This is a genomic window from Convivina praedatoris (assembly GCF_933208495.1).
Classification (GTDB): Bacteria; Bacillota; Bacilli; order Lactobacillales; family Lactobacillaceae; genus Convivina; species Convivina praedatoris.
This window is the reverse complement of sequence record NZ_CAKOET010000006.1, coordinates 65503-80087: the sequence shown is the minus strand read 5'-3', so window position 1 is coordinate 80087 and position 14585 is coordinate 65503. Positions and strand designations below refer to the sequence as shown.

Annotated in this window: 9 protein-coding genes and 14 tRNA genes; 22 read left to right on the top strand and 1 reads right to left on the bottom strand. The window is 41.3% G+C overall.

Annotated features, from left to right (window positions below; translation table 11 throughout):
* Positions 1 to 36: 36 nt before the first annotated feature.
* The 18 genes from M4974_RS06580 to M4974_RS06495 all read left to right on the top strand — a co-directional run bounded on the left by M4974_RS06580 (position 37) and on the right by M4974_RS06495 (position 9301).
* Positions 37 to 109 (top strand) — tRNA-Val (locus M4974_RS06580).
* 43 nt (positions 110 to 152) lie between these two features.
* Positions 153 to 225: transfer RNA gene (locus M4974_RS06575), tRNA-Thr, on the top strand.
* A gap of 6 nt (positions 226 to 231) precedes the next feature.
* Positions 232 to 303: transfer RNA gene (locus M4974_RS06570), tRNA-Gly, on the top strand.
* 6 nt (positions 304 to 309) lie between these two features.
* Positions 310 to 393, top strand: a tRNA-Leu gene (locus tag M4974_RS06565).
* A 3-nt stretch (positions 394 to 396) separates the two neighbouring features.
* Positions 397 to 470, top strand: a tRNA-Arg gene (locus tag M4974_RS06560).
* Between the two features lie 57 nt (positions 471 to 527).
* Positions 528 to 601, top strand: a tRNA-Pro gene (locus M4974_RS06555).
* Positions 602 to 628: 27 nt separating this feature from the next.
* Positions 629 to 702: transfer RNA gene (locus M4974_RS06550), tRNA-Met, on the top strand.
* A gap of 13 nt (positions 703 to 715) precedes the next feature.
* Positions 716 to 789: transfer RNA gene (locus M4974_RS06545), tRNA-Ile, on the top strand.
* A 20-nt stretch (positions 790 to 809) separates the two neighbouring features.
* Positions 810 to 899, top strand: a tRNA-Ser gene (locus tag M4974_RS06540).
* A 28-nt stretch (positions 900 to 927) separates the two neighbouring features.
* Positions 928 to 1001: transfer RNA gene (locus tag M4974_RS06535), tRNA-Met, on the top strand.
* 2 nt (positions 1002 to 1003) lie between these two features.
* Positions 1004 to 1077: transfer RNA gene (locus M4974_RS06530), tRNA-Asp, on the top strand.
* A gap of 24 nt (positions 1078 to 1101) precedes the next feature.
* Positions 1102 to 1174, top strand: a tRNA-Phe gene (locus M4974_RS06525).
* Between the two features lie 21 nt (positions 1175 to 1195).
* Positions 1196 to 1266 (top strand) — tRNA-Gly (locus M4974_RS06520).
* 26 nt (positions 1267 to 1292) lie between these two features.
* A tRNA-Ile gene (locus M4974_RS06515) sits at positions 1293 to 1366 on the top strand.
* A gap of 317 nt (positions 1367 to 1683) precedes the next feature.
* Positions 1684 to 3000 carry a serine--tRNA ligase gene (serS, locus tag M4974_RS06510; RefSeq protein WP_248706715.1) on the top strand — a complete coding sequence of 439 codons (1317 nt, stop codon included), beginning with the start codon at positions 1684 to 1686 and terminating at the stop codon, positions 2998 to 3000.
* A 135-nt stretch (positions 3001 to 3135) separates the two neighbouring features.
* Positions 3136 to 5547 (top strand): preprotein translocase subunit SecA, encoded by a 2412-nt coding sequence (gene secA / locus M4974_RS06505; protein ID WP_248706783.1) that lies wholly within the window; start codon positions 3136 to 3138, stop codon positions 5545 to 5547.
* 48 nt (positions 5548 to 5595) lie between these two features.
* A complete protein-coding gene (gene prfB / locus M4974_RS06500) occupies positions 5596 to 6714 on the top strand; it encodes a peptide chain release factor 2 (RefSeq protein WP_248706716.1) in 1119 nt (372 codons plus the stop codon).
* A gap of 121 nt (positions 6715 to 6835) precedes the next feature.
* On the top strand, positions 6836 to 9301 hold the full coding sequence (locus M4974_RS06495) for an ATP-dependent Clp protease ATP-binding subunit (RefSeq protein ID WP_248706717.1): 2466 nt from the start codon (positions 6836 to 6838) through the stop codon (positions 9299 to 9301).
* Between the two features lie 29 nt (positions 9302 to 9330).
* Here the strand turns inward: M4974_RS06495 and M4974_RS06490 are convergent, their stop codons facing one another.
* Positions 9331 to 9981 (bottom strand): prepilin peptidase, encoded by a 651-nt coding sequence (locus tag M4974_RS06490; RefSeq protein WP_248706718.1) that lies wholly within the window; start codon positions 9979 to 9981, stop codon positions 9331 to 9333.
* 243 nt (positions 9982 to 10224) lie between these two features.
* On the opposite strand from M4974_RS06490, the gene rpsL reads away from it, so the two are divergent.
* From rpsL to M4974_RS06470, 4 genes are all read left to right on the top strand, one after another.
* Positions 10225 to 10638, top strand: coding sequence for a 30S ribosomal protein S12 (gene rpsL, locus M4974_RS06485; protein ID WP_089939707.1), 414 nt, complete (start codon positions 10225 to 10227; stop codon positions 10636 to 10638).
* A gap of 17 nt (positions 10639 to 10655) precedes the next feature.
* Positions 10656 to 11126 (top strand): 30S ribosomal protein S7, encoded by a 471-nt coding sequence (gene rpsG, locus M4974_RS06480; protein WP_089939704.1) that lies wholly within the window; start codon positions 10656 to 10658, stop codon positions 11124 to 11126.
* 132 nt (positions 11127 to 11258) lie between these two features.
* A complete protein-coding gene (fusA, locus tag M4974_RS06475; RefSeq protein WP_248706719.1) occupies positions 11259 to 13370 on the top strand; it encodes an elongation factor G in 2112 nt (703 codons plus the stop codon).
* A 120-nt stretch (positions 13371 to 13490) separates the two neighbouring features.
* Entirely contained in the window at positions 13491 to 14582 is a 1092-nt protein-coding gene (locus M4974_RS06470) for an ABC transporter ATP-binding protein (RefSeq protein ID WP_248706720.1), read from the top strand.
* Positions 14583 to 14585: the final 3 nt, after the last annotated feature.

Genomic DNA, 14585 nt, shown 5'->3' with positions numbered 1-14585 from the left:
CTGCTTCGAGGGTTCGAATCCCTTTCTCTCCATATTGGACGCTTAGCTCAGCTGGGAGAGCACCTGCCTTACAAGCAGGGGGTCACAGGTTCGATCCCTGTAGCGTCCATTTGACTACGGCAGTCAAAGCAAGCCACGTCGGGATAGAAGCTGCCGACTTAGCTCAGTTGGTAGAGCACCGCTCTTGTAAAGCGGGGGTCGAAGGTTCGAGTCCTTTAGTCGGCATATAATGCGGAAGTAGTTCAGTGGTAGAACATCACCTTGCCATGGTGGGGGTCGCGGGTTCGAATCCCGTCTTCCGCTTGGAATGCCGGCGTGGCGGAATAGGCAGACGCACAGGACTTAAAATCCTGCGATGGAAACATCGTACCGGTTCGATCCCGGTCGCCGGCATATGCACCTATAGCGCAATTGGATAGAGCGTCTGACTACGAATCAGGAGGTTGCAGGTTCGACTCCTGCTAGGTGCATAGAGTTGAAAGAAACTCTAACAGAAGAATGGCCGGGGCAAAGACCTGGGAAAAGTACGGGACGTAGCTCAGCTTGGTAGAGCACCTGGTTTGGGACCAGGGGGTCGCAGGTTCGAATCCTGTCGTCCCGATGACTGAAGAAAATCAGTTAAGGCGATCGCGGTGTAGCTCAGCTGGCTAGAGCGTTCGGTTCATACCCGAGAGGTCGAGGGTTCGATTCCCCCCGCCGCGATAGGCTCGAAGCGGGACCATTAGCTCAGTTGGTTAGAGCAGACGGCTCATAACCGTCCGGTCGTTGGTTCGAGTCCAACATGGTCCATTAAGGACACAAAATATAATGGAGAATTACCCAAGTCTGGCTGAAGGGAACGGTCTTGAAAACCGTCAGGTCGAGAAATCGGCGCGAGGGTTCGAATCCCTCATTCTCCTTTAAGTGGGGAACCACGAATAATATTATCGCGGGATGGAGCAGTTCGGTAGCTCGTCGGGCCCATAACCCGAAGGTCGTAGGTTCAAATCCTACTCCCGCAATTGGTCGCATGGTCTAGCTGGTTAGGACGCCTGCCTGTCACGCAGGAGATCGCGGGTTCGAGCCCCGCTGTGACCGTTTCTATGAAGAAGAATAGAAGATGGCTCGGTAGCTCAGTTGGTAGAGCAATGCATTGAAGCTGCATGTGTCGGCGGTTCGATTCCGTCCCGCGCCATAGGAATGAAAGTTCCAGCATGCGAATGTAGTTCAATGGTAGAATTCCAGCCTTCCAAGCTGGCTATGCGGGTTCGATTCCCGTCATTCGCTTTTGTTTCGGCAAGAGAAGCAAAGAGGGGCCTGTAGCTCAGCTGGTTAGAGCACTGTGTTGATAACGCAGGGGTCACAGGTTCGAGTCCTGTCAGGCCCATGACAAGGGAGAGGGAATCCTCTTCCTTTTTTGTTTATTTCTAAATTTTTATGTGCTATCATTAACCTATATGTTCCTTACCATAAGTAAACCAACGCAGAAAGACATTGTTTGATGTGAAATGTCGGGTTGAAATTCCAGTAAGTTCTAGTTGATGCTAATTACATCCGGTGACACCGTTATCTGTTTGAATGAGAGCTATGTTTTTGACATAGAAAACGGGTGGTACCGCGGAAGTGCGTTTTTCGTCCCGATTTGTAGGTAGCTACAATTGGATGAAAACGCTTTTTGTTTACTTAAATATTCTGGAGGATGTTATGTTAGATATTCGTTATTTGAGAAAAAATGCAGATGAAGCTCGAACTCGTTTGGCTGATCGTGGTGTGGAAGCAGAGACATTGGATCGTTTATTGGCGTTAGATCAACGGCGTCGAGAAACAATTGCTGAAGTTGAGACATTAAAGGCTCAGCGAAACGAAGTGTCAGATAGAATTGCCTTTGCTAAACGTCAAAAAGAAGATGCTAGTCAAGCTATTGCAGAAATGCAGACAGTCGGTGCTAAGATTAAGGAATTAGATGCTCAACGAACTACTTTGGAGCAAGGCGTAGAAGGTATTGCGGCTCACTTGCCTAATTTGGCGGCTAAAGAAGTACCAGTGGGTCCTGATGAAAGCGCTAATGTGGAACAACGTCGTTGGCAACCTGATGAAGCTAGTTATTCTAAGCGTCCCCAGGTTTTGCAAGGTGCCCCTGAGTGGTTAAAGCCTCATTTTGAAATTGGAGAAAATCTAGGCATTTTGGATTTTGAACGTGGGGCCAAAGTATCAGGAGCACGTTTCTTGTATTATATTGGTGATGGAGCTCGTCTGGAACGTGCTGTTTATAATTTTATGTTAGATGAGCATCGTAAAGAAGGGTATACCGAGATGATTACCCCCATTGTGGTTAATAATACTGCAATGTTTGGAACGGGTCAGTATCCTAAGTTTGTTGATGATGCTTATCGAGTTGAAGGATTAGAACAAACTTATATCCCGACTGCTGAAGTACCATTGACTAATTATTTTTCTGGTGAAACAATTCCAGCCGAAGATTTGCCAATTAAATTTACGGCTCTCTCACCATCTTTCCGCAAGGAAGCTGGAGCAGCAGGACGTGATACACGTGGCTTAATTCGTTTGCACCAATTTAACAAAGTTGAAATGGTTAAGTTTACAAAACCAGAGCAGTCATACGATGAGTTAGAGAAAATGACTGCAAATGCAGAAAATATCTTGCAAAAGCTAGAAATTCCCTATCATGTAATCATGTTATCAACAGGAGATATGGGATTCTCAGCAGCTAAAACCTATGATGTTGAAGTGTGGATGCCAGCCCAAAATGTTTACCGAGAAATTTCTTCGGTTTCAAATACTGAAGATTTTCAAGCCCGTCGAATGCATATTACCTATCGAGATGAACAAGACAAGCTACAGTTAGTGCATACTTTAAACGGTTCAGGTTTGGCTGTTGGCCGAACAGTAGCAGCTATATTAGAAAACTATCAAAACGAAGATGGTAGCGTCACTATTCCAACGGTCTTGCGTCCTTATATGGGGGGACAAGAAGTGTTAGCGGCTACGCCTCATTTTTGATAATAATGAACAAGACTTGTGATATGTATTTTTCAAGTCTTTTTTGTTATAATTATATTTAGTTTACCATCACGGTTTGTTATTGATTTTAGTATGAAGGGAGTCCTTTGCGAATAAGTGAAGGCATCAAAAAATATGGTTAATCCAGTACGTAAGTTAGTTGATAATTCTAAACGACAACTTAAAAAAGTAGAAGCAATAACTGAGAAAGTGGAAAGCTACGCTGACGCTATGTCTGCATTATCTGATAAAGATTTGCAAGCGAAAACGGCTGAGTTTAAGCAAACTATTAAAAATGCCACTGAGGGTATTAAGGATGATCGAGCTTATAATAAAGCTTTAGCGGATGTTTTAGACCAATTATTGCCAGAAGCTTTTGCGGTAGCGCGTGAAGCAGCTAAACGTGTACTAGGCCTTTATCCTTTCCACGTTCAAATTATGGGCGCAGTGGTTTTGCACGGTGGCAACTTAGCCGAAATGAAGACCGGAGAAGGTAAAACCTTGACAGCCACAATGGCAGTCTATCTTAATGCCCTCCCAGGACGTGGTGTTCATGTTGTTACAGTTAACGATTATTTGTCTCGCCGAGATGCAGAGCTGATGGGCGAGCTTTATAATTGGTTAGGCTTAACTGTTGGGGTTAACGTTGGAGATGATGCACCAGAAGATAAGCGTAAGGCTTATGATGCTGATATCACCTATTCAACTAATTTCAACATTGGTTTTGATTATCTACGTGATAACATGGTTAGTCGTGCTGAAGATCGTATCATGCAGCGTGGTTTGAATTTTGCGCTAATTGATGAGGCTGATTCAATCTTAATTGATACGGCACGAACACCTTTGATTATTTCAGGACCCGGATCAGGAATTTCACCACTTTATCAGCAAGCTGATCGCTTCGTTAAAACTTTACAACGTGATGAAGATTTTAAGGTTGACGAAGAAGGTAAAAATACGCTTTTGACTGAAGAGGGTATTAAAAACGCAGAGGTATTCTTTAACCTAGATAATCTATATGGTCCTAAAGATACTGCGCTAACACATCACATCGACCAAGCCTTGCGAGCTAATTTTAATTACTTGCGTGATAAGGACTACGTTCTTCAAGAAGGTGAGGTCAAGTTGATTGATCAATCTACAGGCCGTATTTCAGATGGGACTCGTCTTTCTGATGGCTTGCACCAAGCTATTGAAGCTAAAGAAGGTCTGCAAGTTCAAGAAGAAAACAAGTCAATGGCACAAATTACCTATCAAAATTTGTTCCGTATGTATCGTAAACTTTCGGGTATGACTGGTACCGCTAAGACTGAAGAAGAAGAGTTACGTGAAATCTATAATATGGACGTCGTAGAGATACCTACTAACAAGCCAATTCAACGCTTGGATCGTCCTGATTTACTTTACCCATCGCTAAAGTCGAAATTTAATGCAGTTGTAAAGATGGTATCCGAACTTCATGCGAAGGGCCAGCCAGTACTACTGGGAACCGGATCGGTTGAGTCATCAGAGTTAGTTTCTAAGTTATTAACAGCACATCATATTCCACATAATGTTTTGAATGCCAAGAATAACGCTAAGGAAGCTGAAATTATTGCTAACGCGGGACAGCGTGGAGCAGTTACCGTCGCAACCAACATGGCCGGTCGTGGTACTGATATTAAGTTGGGACCAGGCGTTGATGAACTTGGTGGTCTAGCTGTGATTGCAACAGAGCGACATGAATCTCGTCGAATTGATAATCAGTTACGAGGACGTGCTGGTCGGCAGGGGGATCACGGGTTTTCACAATTTTTCTTATCTTTGCAAGACGATTTAATGATTCGTTTTGGTGCAGAACGAGTGCGTTTGCTGCTAGAGCGGATGAATATGGACGAAGAAGATACAGTAATTACGCACCGATGGATTACTCGCTCGGTTGAATCAGCTCAAAAGCGTGTCGAAGGAAACAACTATGACACACGTAAAAATGTCCTACAATATGATGATGTTGTTCGCGAGCAACGAGAATTGATTTATCGAGAACGTGACCAAGTACTTGATGAAAAAAATTCTCTGGATGATGTATTTATTCCAATGGTTAAACGTACTATTGACCGAGTTGTAGATGCTCAGACTCCTGGTAATGATCCTAGTAAGTGGGATTTGGACGAAATCTCTAACTTTATTAGTGATGCACTATCAGTTAGTGGTGAAGGGCTCACTCGGCTGAATAATCTTTCCCGCCAAGAAATTAAAGATAAGTTATTTGCAATTGCTCAACAGAATTTTGCTGATAAAAAGAAGCAGCTTTATGAGCCAGGACAAATGTTAGCGTTTGAACGGATTGTTATTTTACGCTCGGCAGATCAACATTGGACTGATCATATTGATTCCTTAGATCGTTTACGTCAAGGAGTAGGTTTACGTGGTTATGGGCAATTAAACCCATTGATTGAATATCAGCGCGAGGCCTTTGATAATTTCAATAAAATGATTGCTGATATCGAATATGATGCGACTCGGACTTTCATGAAGTCTGAGATTCGGCATAATATATCTGCGTAAAATGATGAGCGAACTTCGGTTCGCTTTTCTTATGAGGAGAGGATAAGTATGGAATTAGTTGATGCTAAACGGGCTTTGGAAGAGATAACAACAAATATTGATCATTTTAGAGAATCATTAGATTTAGAGGCGTTGACTGAAGAAATTGCTGATTATGAAAATCAGATGACGGTTCCTAGTTTTTGGGATGATCATGAGGCTGCTCAAAAAATAATTGATGCTAATAATGTTTTAAAAACACGTCGGGATTCTTTTTTGCATCTAGTTAATCAATCTGAAGAATTAGCAGTTTTAATTGAAATGCTATCAGAGGATGCTAATGATGCTGAAATGATGGAAGAGCTCAGTGCTGGAATTGAGAAAACACAAAAAGATATTGAAGCTTATAATCTTGAGCAATTGTTAACTGGTGAATATGATGCTAACAATGCTATTTTGGAAATCCATCCTGGATCAGGTGGAACCGAATCAACTGATTGGGGTGCTAATCTCTATCGGATGTATACACGATGGGCACAACAACATGATTTTAAAGTGGATGTTTTAAACTACAATCCGGGTGATGAGGCTGGAATTGATAGTGCTACTATTAAAATTAGTGGGCATAATGCCTATGGATTTTTACGCAGTGAAAAGGGCGTCCACCGTTTTGTTCGTATTTCACCGTTCGATAGTGCCGGTCGTCGGCATACTAGCTTTGTCAGCATTGATGTGATGCCTGAATTAGACGATTCTATTGAAATTGATGTTCGAGATGAAGACATTAAGATGGATGTTTTTCGTTCTGGTGGAGCTGGAGGACAAAACGTCAATAAGGTTTCTACAGGGGTACGTTTGACCCACGAACCAACTGGTATCGTTGTTGCTTCTACTGTTGAGCGAACTCAATATGGAAACCGTGACTATGCGATGCGACTATTAAAGGCTAAGCTGTATCAGTTAGAACTGGAAAAACAAGAGGCCGAACGAGCTGCAATTAGTGGTGAAAAATTGGAAAATGGTTGGGGATCACAGATCCGTTCCTATGTACTCCATCCTTATCAGATGGTAAAGGATCATCGGACCGGCTTTGAAACTAATCAGCCTCAAACTGTTTTAGATGGGGATCTTGATCCATTTATTAATGCTTATTTACAGTGGCAATTATCATTAAAGAATCCAGATTAATATAAAAAGTCGAAACATTTGTTTCGACTTTTTGCTTGGTATAATTTTGATAAAAACAGTCTATGCGGTATAATATATTCCAACATTTCTCGTTGGATGCCTAACTTTAAGGAGGCAATACATGGATAATGATTTTACGAATAGTGCACAGAATGTATTAATTTTGGCGCAAGAACAGGCACAACATTTTAAGCATCAAGCAGTTGGCACTGAACATTTACTATTGGCTTTGGCCATTGAAAAAGATGGGTTGGCTAGCAGCGTTTTAACTCAATTTGATATCCAAGTTGATGATATTCGTGAAGAGATTGAACATTTTACTGGATATGGTTTAACTGAACACTATGAACCCGGTACCTATTTGCCATATTCACCCAAAGCAGCTGAAATTCTTCGCTTAGCTAACGAACAAGCGCAACTTTTAGGACAGCATCAAGTAGGAACCGAACATATATTGCTAGCTCTATTGCAAGATAGTAATGTGCTATCTTCTCGTATTTTGTTAGCTTTGGATGCTAATTTAAAGGAGATAAATCGCGTTATTTTACGAAAATTAGGTGTAACTGATTTACGCAAACAAATGAAGCAACAAAAAGAGCGTAATAAGGAACAAATTGGTACACCTACCCTAGATCAGTTGTCTCGTGATCTGACCCATATTGCTAAAGAAGGTGGTCTGGATCCAGTTATCGGACGTGATCAAGAAGTTCGACGAGTGATTCAGGTCTTATCTCGACGAACTAAAAATAACCCTGTTTTAGTGGGAGAACCTGGTGTTGGGAAAACAGCTATTGCGGAGGGATTGGCCCAAAAAATAGTAAATCAAGCTGTGCCAGATAACTTAAAAAATAAGCGTTTAATGGCCTTGGATATGGGATCATTAGTTGCAGGTACTAAGTATCGTGGTGAATTTGAAAATCGTTTAAAGCAAATTTTACAAGAAATTGAACGCGACGGACAAGTCATTCTTTTCATTGATGAATTACACACTCTAATTGGTGCAGGGGGTGCTGAAGGAGCCATTGATGCAGCTAATATCTTAAAGCCGGCTTTAGCTCGTGGAGAACTCCAACTTTTGGGGGCAACAACCTTTGATGAATATCAAAAATACGTAGAAACTGATGCAGCTTTAGAACGGCGTTTTGCTCAGGTAGTAGTGAAAGAGCCGTCAATAGATGAAGCCACAGAAATTTTAATGGGTTTACGTGTTCAATTTGAAAAATATCATCAGGTGGCTATTACTCCAGAAGCAGTTAAGAGTGCAGTTACCTTGTCCGCTCGTTATATTACTGGTCGATTTTTGCCAGATAAGGCAATTGACTTAATGGATGAAGCTGCTGCACGAGTTCGATTGGATGCTATTGACCGCACTACGCCATTGATGAAAAAACAAGCTGAATTGAAAAAAATTCAATTAGCTAAAGAAGCGGCTTTAGCTGCAATTGATTTTGAACAAGCAGCTCAGTTAAGACAAGAAGAAATCACTTTGCGTCAAAAAATTAATAAAGCGAAACATCGTCAGTCCAAAAAGGAAAGTAAACCTGATCAATACGGTCTCACTGTCAATGGAGAAGACATTGCTCAGGTAGTGGCCCAACAAACTGGTGTGCCGGTTACACAATTAGAAAAGAATGAACAACAACGTTTAATTAATTTGGAACAAGTTTTAGGTCAACGTGTGATTGGGCAGCATGATGCTGTGTCTGCTGTAGCACGGGCAATTCGACGAGCCCGTTCAGGTTTAAAAGATCCGCAGCGTCCGATTGGTAATTTCATGTTTTTGGGACCAACCGGTGTTGGAAAAACTGAGTTAGCTAAGGCTTTGGCCGAATCAATGTTTGGTAGCGAAAACAACTTGATTCGGGTTGATATGTCGGAATATCAGGAACGCTATTCAGCTAGTCGATTAATTGGTGCGGCACCCGGATATGTTGGTTATGATGAAGGCGGACAATTGACTGAGCGGGTTCGTAAACAGCCATATTCAGTTATTTTATTAGATGAGGTAGAAAAAGCTCATCCGGATATTTTTAATTTAATGTTGCAGGTTTTTGATGATGGATTTTTAACAGATTCTAAAGGTCGTAAAGTAGATTTTAGGAATACAATCATTATTATGACTTCTAATTTGGGGGCAACCCGATTGCGTGACGAAAAATCAGTTGGTTTTGGCGCTCGTGACCTTTCTACCAATCACGAAGCAATTGCTAGAAAAATCCGAGAGACATTAAAGGAAACATTCCGCCCTGAATTTATCAATCGACTAGATGATGTGATTGTTTTTAACCCACTAAATGAAAATGAATTACATCAAATTGTTAAATTAATGAGTAAGGATATTTTAGATCGAATCACTGAGCGAGGAATCCGCGTTAAAATGACGCCAGCTGCTATCGATGCAGTGGCTAAAGCTGGATTTGATCCAGAATATGGTGCTCGGCCAATTCGTAGAGTTTTGCAATCAACCGTAGAAGATCAGCTGAGCGAAGCGCTCCTAGCTGGTAAGATTACGACTGAAGATTCTGTTACTATTGGTGCTAAGAATGGCAAAATTAAGTTAACTATAAAACCACTGGTTAAAGTTTAAAGAAGAAAGGAGCTGATATAGCTCCTTTTTTATGTAAATAATTTTATGACAAGCCAGCTGACTGACAGAAAAGGAATAAAAGCAATTGCAGGTCGATGGGATGCTTTGAAAAAGAAAAGGAAAGCTAATCCAGTAGCTAATAACATGGCCCAGGCGAATTGGATATAGGTTAAATCTAATAGTAATAAAATTAAAACCGGATAATCGCCACTACCCAATACCTTTCGATATGCAATTAACCACCAACTCAGCAAACTAATAGTAATTAGTAAATACAGAGAGGTATGGTGATATTTTTGAATATAAAGTATTAGGTTAATGAGCCAAAGATAATTGCTGTGAGCTTGCTGTTGATACAGATCTTCAACGGTTAAAAAAAGCAGAGCCAAGCAAATAATAAAAGTAAGCCATTGGCCCCAAAAGTGATATAAAATTATGGCACCTATTCCTTCGTAAATAGCAAAACGCAGTCCAAATTTAAAATGACAGTGGCGGCATCGCCCTTGTAGTAATAAAGCCGATATAATTGGTATTAAGTCCAAAGCCTTTAATTGGTGATGGCAGTTAAAACAATAGGAACGTTTGGTCCATAAAGAGACTCCTTGATTACTGCGATCTACTAAACATAATAGGGTTGAAATTAGAATGGCTGAAAAACATAAAATTAAAATATCTTGCATACTTAATTAGACGAACAAGCTGCACAAATTTTATAAAGTAAATTGGCTAAGAACCTTGACTTAGATAATATTTCTGCTATTATATTTGTCGTGCTTTTAAGTAATCTGTTCTGTGACCTAGTCACAGTGTGCTAAACGGCGCTGTAAAGGCAATTTCAAACAGATTCCCGTCGGGCACTTTTGTTTAATAGCAAAAATGGCACGCCTGGAACTGTGTCAAACAAATTTTAAGGAGATAGTAGGATGCCTACAATTAACCAATTGGTTCGTAAGTCACGTAAGTCCCAAGTGACTAAGTCTAAGTCACCAGCTTTGAACTTCGGCTACAACTCAATGAAGAAAAAAGCCACTAACAACGTTTCACCTCAGAAGCGTGGAGTTGCTACTCGTGTGGGGACTATGACCCCTAAGAAGCCTAACTCGGCTTTGCGTAAGTACGCTCGTGTACGTTTGTCAAACTTATACGAAGTTACTGCTTATATTCCTGGTATCGGACATAACTTGCAAGAACACTCGGTTGTTTTGATTCGTGGTGGTCGTGTTAAGGATTTGCCTGGTGTGCGTTATCACGTTATCCGTGGTGCGTTAGATACTGCCGGTGTTGATGGCCGAATGACTTCCCGTTCAAAGTACGGAACTAAGGCCCCTAAGAAGTAAGAAGGAGAGACTGACTTATGCCACGTAAAGGTTATACTAAGCGTCAGGAAGTTCTACCTGACCCAATTTACAATTCAAAGTTAGTTTCACGTTTGATCAACAAGTTGATGATCGATGGAAAGCGTGGAACTGCTTCAACTATCTTGTATGATGCTTTTGATCGTATCAAGGAAACTACTGGTAATGATCCGCTAGAAGTTTTCCAACAAGCAATGGAAAATATCATGCCAGTATTGGAAGTTAAGGCTCGCCGTGTTGGTGGTTCTAACTACCAGGTGCCAATCGAAGTACGTCCTGATCGTCGTACAACTTTGGGATTGCGTTGGTTGGTTAACTATGCTCGTTTGCGTAACGAACATACAATGGACGAACGTTTGGCCAAAGAAATTATTGATGCTGCCAATGATACAGGTGCATCAGTTAAGAAGCGCGAAGACACTCATAAGATGGCTGAAGCCAACCGTGCCTTTGCTCACTATCGTTGGTAAGGTTCTAGCATTGTTAGGCCATAGGTTTAGCATAGCTGACACTTATCACAGATATTTATTACTACAGCTAAAGCGCGCATAATTTGTGTCGCTTTTTGTTGCAAGTAGAACAGAATCAGGAGAAAACTCACAATGGTAAAGCGTGAATACCCACTTGATCGTACTCGTAATATTGGAATCATGGCTCACATTGATGCGGGTAAGACCACTACTACAGAACGTATCTTGTACTATACTGGTAAGATTCACAAGATTGGTGAAACCCATGACGGTGCTTCACAAATGGATTTCATGGACCAGGAAAAGGAACGTGGAATTACAATCCAGTCAGCCGCTACTACAGCAGTTTGGCGTGGATTCTTTGACCAGTATGAACATGCTCCATACCGTGTTAACATCATTGATACCCCAGGTCACGTGGACTTCACTATCGAAGTTGAACGTGCTTTGCGTGTTTTGGATGGTGCCGTAGCGGTTTTGGATGGTGCTGCCGGTGTTGAACCACAAACTGAAACAGTTTGGCGTCAAGCAACTACTTATAACGTTCCTCGTATTGTTTTTGTTAACAAGATGGATAAGTTGGGGGCTGACTTTGCAATGTCTGTTGCCTCAATGCACGAACGTTTGCAAGTTAATGCTGAAGCTATTCAATGGCCAATTGGTGCCGAAGATGACTTCGAAGGTGTGATTGACTTAGTTGGTCAAAAGGCTTACTACCCAACTGATGAGCTTGGTTCAAATTGGGAAGCACGTGAAATTCCAGCTGAATACCAAGACTTGGTTGTTGAACGTCGTGAAACATTGGTTGAAGCAGTTGCTGATGTCGATGAAGAATTGATGAACAAGTACCTTGAAGGTGAAGAGATTTCAATCGATGAATTAAAAGCAGCTATTCGTCGTGCTACTTTGAACCTTGAATTCTATCCTGTATTAGCTGGTTCAGCTTATAAGGATAAGGGTGTTCAAATGATGTTGGATGCCGTGGTTGACTATCTTCCAGGACCTTTAGAAGTGCGTCCATATGTTGCCACTAATCCTAAGACTGATGAAGAAGTTGACTTGATTGCCGATGATGACAAGCCTTTCGCAGCTTTGGCCTTTAAGATTATGACTGATCCATTCGTTGGTCGTTTGACATTTATGCGCGTGTATACTGGAACATTGAAGTCTGGATCATACGTACAAAACACTTCATCAGATAACCGTGAACGTGTTGGTCGTTTGCTACAAATGCATGCCACTTCACGAACTGAAATCGAAGAAGTGTTCTCTGGTGATATTGCTGCCGCTATTGGTTTGAAGAACACTACTACTGGTGATTCTTTGACTGATGTTGATCACCCACTTGTTTTGGAGTCAATGGAATTCCCTGACCCAGTTATTGAGTTGGCCATTGAACCTAAGACTAAGGCTGATCAAGATAAGTTAGCTAATGCTTTGCAAAAGTTGGCTGAAGAAGATCCTTCATTCCGTGCTACAACTAACCCTGAAACTGGTGATACTTTGATTGCTGGAATGGGTGAGTTGCAGTTGGATATCATGGTTGATCGTATGCGCCGTGAATTCAACGTTGAAGCTACTGTTGGTGCTCCTCAGGTTGCTTATCGTGAAGCCTTTACTAAGACTGTTCAAGCGCGTGGATTCTTCAAGCGTCAGTCTGGTGGTAAGGGACAGTATGGTGATGTTTGGATTGAATTCTCACCTAATGATGAAGGTGCTGGATTTGAATTCGAAGATGCCATCGTTGGTGGTGTTGTTCCCCGTGAATATATTCCATCTGTTGAAGCTGGTTTGAAGGATGCTATGCAGGCTGGTCCTTTGGCTGGATTCCCATTGGTTGACTTGAAGGCCAAGTTGTACGATGGATCTTATCACGATGTCGATTCTTCTGAAGCTGCCTTTAAGATTGCTGCTTCATTAGCTTTGCGTGAAGGTGCTAAGACTGCTGGCGCAGTTATCTTGGAGCCAATCATGGCGGTTGATATTGTTGTACCTGAAGACAACCTTGGGGATGTTATGGGTCATGTTTCTGCTCGTCGTGGATTAATTGAAGGTCAAGAAAACCGTGGACCAGTGCTTGCTGTTAAGGCACAGGTACCTTTGTCAGAAATGTTCGGTTATGCAACTACTTTGCGTTCAGCTACGCAGGGTCGTGGAACATTCCAGATGGTATTTGATCACTATCAAGCCGTTCCTAAGAATGTGCAAGAAGAAATTATTAAGGCGCAAGGTAAGGAAGCTTAATCTTATCTATTTGTCTAAAAAGAGTGCTACTTTAGTAGCGCTCTTTTTTGTTGGAGACTATAATTAAAAAGTTAAGTTATTGTAGAATTGAAGAACTAAAAATTTGAGGTTGGGAATGTCATGGAAAATAAAGAACCAATTATTGAGTTTCAACAGGTAGATTTATCTTTTGGTAGTACTAAAGTTTTGAATAAAATTGATTTAGCACTGGATGCGGGTAAGTTTTATACCTTGTTGGGCCCATCTGGCTCTGGTAAGTCAACGATTTTAAAATTAATTTCTGGACAACTCCAAGCAGACAGCGGTGAAATTTTATTTGAAGGGCAACGTATTAATCATCTGCCAGCTGAAAAGCGCCGCGTTAATACAGTTTTTCAAAATTATGCACTTTTTCCTAATATGAATGTCTTTGATAATGTTGCTTTTGGTCCTAAATTAAAGGGATTAAGCAAAGATGAAGTTCGGCTTAAAGTGGAAACCATGCTATCACTCGTCAAGCTGGCAGATTTTAGTAATCGAGAAATAAATGAGCTATCAGGTGGACAACAACAGCGAGTTGCTATTGCACGGGCATTAGCTAATGATCCTGAAGTTTTATTACTAGATGAACCACTATCAGCTTTGGACTATAAACTGCGAAAAGATATGCAGCAGGAGTTGCGGACCATTCAAAAGCGTTTAGGTATTACTTTTGTATTTGTTACGCACGATCAAGAAGAAGCTTTAGCAATGTCGGACTGGATTTTTGTGATGAATGACGGCGTTATTCAGCAAAATGGCACGCCAGAGGATATCTATGATGAGCCAATTAACCACTTTGTAGCTGATTTTATCGGTGAAAGCAATATTGTTAAAGGCATTATGAAAAGTGACTATTTGGTACATTTTGTCGGGAAAGATTTTATTAATGTCGATGCGGGTATGCGTCCGGAAGAGCGTGTTGAAGTGGTAATTCGTCCTGAAGATCTAGACTTAACCACTATTGAAAATGGAAAGTTAGTAGTAACGATTGAAGATCAGTCTTTTCGAGGTGATTTTTATGAAATTACTGCTCAAGACGATGATGGTAATCAATGGCAGGTTCAAGCGACTAATTCAGCAACAATCGGCGAACGGGTTGGGTTGACTTTTGATCCAGAAGATATCCATATTATGCGCTTTAACGAATCTGAAAATGATTTTGATGCTCGTTTAGAACGCTACGAGGAGTAAATT

Bases quoted from the DNA above. Each gene is read 5' to 3' on its own strand.
- serS (WP_248706715.1), top strand. From the start codon at position 1,684: ATGTTAGATATTCGTTATTTGAGAAAAAATGCAGATGAAGCTCGAACT.
- secA (WP_248706783.1), top strand. From the start codon at position 3,136: ATGGTTAATCCAGTACGTAAGTTAGTTGATAATTCTAAACGACAACTT.
- prfB (WP_248706716.1), top strand. From the start codon at position 5,596: ATGGAATTAGTTGATGCTAAACGGGCTTTGGAAGAGATAACAACAAAT.
- M4974_RS06495 (WP_248706717.1), top strand. From the start codon at position 6,836: ATGGATAATGATTTTACGAATAGTGCACAGAATGTATTAATTTTGGCG.
- M4974_RS06490 (WP_248706718.1), bottom strand. From the start codon at position 9,981: ATGCAAGATATTTTAATTTTATGTTTTTCAGCCATTCTAATTTCAACC.
- rpsL (WP_089939707.1), top strand. From the start codon at position 10,225: ATGCCTACAATTAACCAATTGGTTCGTAAGTCACGTAAGTCCCAAGTG.
- rpsG (WP_089939704.1), top strand. From the start codon at position 10,656: ATGCCACGTAAAGGTTATACTAAGCGTCAGGAAGTTCTACCTGACCCA.
- fusA (WP_248706719.1), top strand. From the start codon at position 11,259: ATGGTAAAGCGTGAATACCCACTTGATCGTACTCGTAATATTGGAATC.
- M4974_RS06470 (WP_248706720.1), top strand. From the start codon at position 13,491: ATGGAAAATAAAGAACCAATTATTGAGTTTCAACAGGTAGATTTATCT.